The following is a 3,367-nucleotide window of genomic DNA, read 5'->3' on the forward strand; positions in this document are numbered from 1 at the left end:
TCGGCCTGAACGATGTGATGCACAAGGCCGGCCAGGCGGCCGGCGCCACCCGCGAGCCGTTCACCTTCTACCTGGCGGTGGGTGCGCTCTACCTGGCCGTGACCACGTTGTCGGTGATCTTGCTGCGTGCCCTCGAAAAGCGCTTCTCGCGCGGCGTGAAGGTGGCCGCGCTGTGAACCTTTCCGCCGTCGTTGAAAGCCTGCCGCTGTACTGGAACGGCTTGCTGACCACGCTCGGCCTGTTGCTGGCTTCGCTGGCGGTCGGCCTGGTCGCCGCCGTGCCGATGGCGGTGATGCGTGCGTCGCGCTGGCCCTTCCTCTCCGGCCCGGTGTGGCTCTACACCTATGTGATCCGCGGCACGCCAATGCTGGTGCAGCTCTTTCTCCTCTATTACGGACTGGCCCAGTTTGCTGCGGTGCGTGAGAGTGCCCTCTGGCCCTGGCTCTCCAGCGCCTGGTTCTGCGCCATCCTCGGCTTTGCGATCAACACCTGCGCCTACACCACCGAGATGCTGGCGGGCGCCATCCGGGCCACGCCACATGGCGAAGTCGAGGCGGCCCGCAGCCTGGGCATGTCGTGGCTGCTGATCATGCGGCGCATCGTGCTGCCCTCGGCGCTGCGGCGCTGCCTGCCAGGCTATGGCAACGAGGTCATCATGATGCTGCACACCACCTCGCTCGCCAGCGTGGTCACCTTGCTCGACATCACCGGCGCAGCGCGTGAACTGAACTCCCGTTTCTACCTGCCGTTCGAGGCCTTTGGCACCGCGGCGCTCTTCTACCTCGGGCTGACACTGATGCTCGTGACGCTGTTCCAGCGTGCCGAGACACGTTGGCTCGCCCACCTCCAGGTTCGCCGTTGATCGGCCCGCCCTGCCCCCATTTCACATGCACATCCAGAACCACCCCCTGCGGGGCGCACCGCTCGGCACGCAGCGCGAGATCGTCAGCTTTCACTATGGGCGGCGCGACGACGGTCGCAAGGTCTACCTCCAGGCTTCGCTGCATGCCGACGAGCTGCCGGGCATGCTGGTGGCGCATCACCTGCGGGAGCGCCTGCTCGCCCTGGAGTCGGCCGGGCGCCTGCGGGCCGAGTTCGTCGTCGTGCCGGTGGCCAACCCGATTGGCCTGGGGCAAACGATCCTGCGCAAGCAGGAAGGCCGTTTTGATCTGGCCGCAGGGGACAACTTCAACCGCCACTACCCTGCCCTGTTCGACCACGTGCTGCCGCTGCTGGAAGGCCAGCTCGGCGACGATGCACAAACCAACGCGCAGCTGGTACGCAGCTCTCTGCGCCAGGCGGTGACCCAGCTGCCCGAAGACACCGAACTGATGAGCCTGCGCAAGACGCTGCTGAGCCTCGCCTGCGACGCCGAGGTCGTGCTCGACCTGCATTGCGACTGCGAGTCGTTGATGCACCTGTACACCGGCACCGCCCTGTGGCCGCAGGCCGAGCCACTGGCGCGCTGCATGGGCGCACAAGCATCGCTCCTGGCCAGCGAATCGGGCGACAACCCGTTTGACGAGGCTTGTTCCCGGACCTGGTGGCAACTCGAAGCGCACTACCGCGGGCGGCACCCCGTGCCCTTGGCCTGCCTTGCGGTGACCCTGGAGCTGCGTGGCGAGCGTGACGTGTCTCACCCGCTCGCCAGCGCCGATGCGCAAGCCCTCATCGAGTTCTTCGTGCAGCGCGGTCTGATCGAGGGTGAGGCCGCACCGCAGCGCGCGCTGCTCGAGCCCGCCACGCCCCTGGCCGGCACCGATGTGATCCATGCACCGGCCAGCGGCGTGGTGGTCTATCTGCGAGAGCTGGGGGACCACATCCAGACCGGCGAGGTGGTGGCCGAAGTTATCGACCCCCTGAGCGGTGAAGTGCATCGGCTGGCCAGCCGCACCAGCGGCCTGCTGTTCGCGCGCGAGACGCAGCGCTTCACCACCAGCGGCCGCAGCCTGTGCAAGATCGCCGGCGCGGTGCCGGTGCGGCAAGGCAAACTGTCGAGCGAATGATGACCCGCAGCAACCCCCTTCCCACCGCACTGCGTGTCGACGGCTTGCACAAGCGCTTCGGCAGTGTCGAGGTGCTCAAGGGCGTCGACCTGGTCGCAAAGCCGGGCGATGTCATCAGCGTGCTCGGCTCCAGTGGGTCGGGCAAGAGCACCCTGCTTCGCTGCATCAATCTGCTCGAGAAGCCCCATGCCGGTCGCATCGAACTGGGCGGCGAGGAACTCAAGCTCAAGCTCGACAAGCATGGTGAACTGCAGGCGGCCGACCCGAAGCAGCTGCAGCGGCTTCGTTCCCGGCTGGCAATGGTGTTCCAGCACTTCAACCTGTGGTCGCACCTCAACGCGCTCGACAACGTGATCGAAGCACCGATCCAGGTCCTGGGCGTTCCCCGCGCGCAGGCCATCGAGCGAGGAGAAGCGCTGCTGGCACGCGTGGGTGTTGCGCACCGCAAGGCGCTGTACCCGTCGCAGCTCTCAGGCGGTGAACAACAGCGCGTCGCCATCGCACGCGCGCTGGCCATGGAGCCCCAGGTGATGCTGTTCGACGAGCCTACGTCGGCACTCGACCCCGAGCTCGTTGGCGAGGTGCTGCGTGTGATGCGCGACCTGGCCGACGAGGGCCGCACGATGATCGTCGTCACGCACGAGATGGGCTTTGCCCGCGAGGTCTCGAGCCAGGTCGTCTTCCTGCACCAGGGGCTGATCGAGGAACAGGGCCCGCCGCGGCAGGTGCTGCTCGAGCCGCAAAGCGAGCGACTGCGCCAGTTCCTCTCGGGCAAGCTGAAGTAGCCAGCCGCGGCCAGACGGTTCATGACGCTCATCGCGCTGCCACCTGCCGAGCCGGAGCGCATCGCGTTCGTGCTGCTCCCGCAATGCTCGCTGATGGCCCTGGGCGGTGCGCTCGATGCCCTGGCTCACGCCAACCAGGCCAGCCGCTCCGCCGGAGAACGGCTGCTGTACGACGTTCTCCTGGCCTCGACCGACGGCCGGCCCGTGACGACCGGCAGCGGCGCATCGGTGGCGGTCGACTTTGCGATCGCGGACCTGCCTCGCCTGGACGCGGTGGTCGTCGTCAGCGACACCCCGGTGCCGCAGTCCGGGTTCGAGCCGCTGGTCGACTGGCTGCAGGTTTTCGGTCAAGGCCTGTCGGTGGAGCGGCGCTGGGTCGGGGGCATCGGCACGGGCGCCTACCTGCTCGCACGTGCGGGCCTGCTGCGCGGCCACCGGGCCACCTTGCACTGGGCCTACGCGCCCTTGCTCGCGCGCGCGTTCAGCGAAACCGTGGTGTCGAGCAATGTGTTCGAGTCCGACCGCCGGCGGCTGACCTGCGCTGGCGGCCACGCTGCATTCGACATGATGCTGCAC

4 protein-coding genes are annotated in these 3,367 nt (G+C 67.8%); all 4 read left to right on the forward strand.

Going from position 1 to position 3,367, the window contains the following annotated elements:
* Positions 1–172: 172 nt before the first annotated feature.
* The gene (locus RMO40_RS03620; protein WP_309716440.1) at positions 173–862 is read left to right on the forward strand and encodes an ABC transporter permease subunit; all 690 of its coding nucleotides are present in this window, start codon (positions 173–175) and stop codon (positions 860–862) included.
* Between the two features lie 25 nt (positions 863–887).
* Positions 888–2,006, forward strand: coding sequence for a M14 family metallopeptidase (locus RMO40_RS03625; RefSeq protein ID WP_309716441.1), 1,119 nt, complete (start codon positions 888–890; stop codon positions 2,004–2,006).
* Positions 2,006–2,791: an ATP-binding cassette domain-containing protein gene (locus tag RMO40_RS03630; RefSeq protein WP_309716443.1), complete on the forward strand. Its 786-nt coding sequence runs from the start codon at positions 2,006–2,008 to the stop codon at positions 2,789–2,791. Before RMO40_RS03625 ends, RMO40_RS03630 begins: the two co-directional genes overlap by 1 nt.
* 21 nt (positions 2,792–2,812) lie before the next feature.
* Positions 2,813–3,367 (forward strand): DJ-1/PfpI family protein (locus RMO40_RS03635; RefSeq protein WP_309716446.1); only part of this gene is annotated, 555 nt, incomplete at its 3' end.

This window comes from Rhizobacter sp., from assembly GCF_031412075.1.
GTDB lineage: Bacteria > Pseudomonadota > Gammaproteobacteria > Burkholderiales > Burkholderiaceae_C > Rhizobacter.